1 pseudogene is annotated in these 602 nt (G+C 24.6%); it reads right to left on the bottom strand.

The features are described from left to right. A pseudogene (locus N1F73_RS04005) lies at window positions 1–602 on the bottom strand (conjugation protein); the annotation flags it as partial.

The raw sequence follows: 602 nt of genomic DNA, 5'->3' as shown, positions 1-602 counted from the left end.
CTATATCATTATCAATAATTTTATTCGTCGTATTAATTACACCCACATAAAAAACGCCATTTCTACCATTTAATGCCTCTAAAACCAATGATGACTTACGAGGTAAGTTTACATTCGAAACATTTATCTGTGGTTTAATTCTCTGTTTAATTACTGTATCTAAATTTTTAATTTCATAATCAGTACCTAATTTTAAATGTGGTATTTTGATAGCTATTTGCTCTAAAATAAAGCTTTTAATTTCATCATAATCATCTAAACCTGACAAATTAATATCATCCACAACCAGACCTTCAAAAATATTGTTTTCATTGCTATTTATTGACTTTACATCTGCAAAACCTTCAATTTGCAATATAAAAGTGTTATTAGGTTCAATTCTGTACTTATCTTTATATTCCTCTTTAACTTCAACATCAATATTTAAAATTTTAGTATCTACATTAAAGCTCAAAGAAATGTTTAATTTACTTACTTCCTCCATATCATTAGTAAAAATTCTATTTATATTTTGATTTAACTTTTTAGTATATTCACTAACTAAACTATCACGAGCTAAACTCAATAATAGTTCTTGATTTAGATTTAAATTAATTAAAGTT

Origin of the sequence: Mycoplasma sp. HS2188 (assembly GCF_025209835.1) — a bacterium.
Taxonomy (GTDB): domain Bacteria; phylum Bacillota_I; class Bacilli_A; order Mycoplasmatales; family Metamycoplasmataceae; genus Mycoplasmopsis.
The sequence above is the reverse complement of the archived record's forward strand: the minus strand, read 5'-3'. Positions and strand labels throughout refer to the sequence as shown.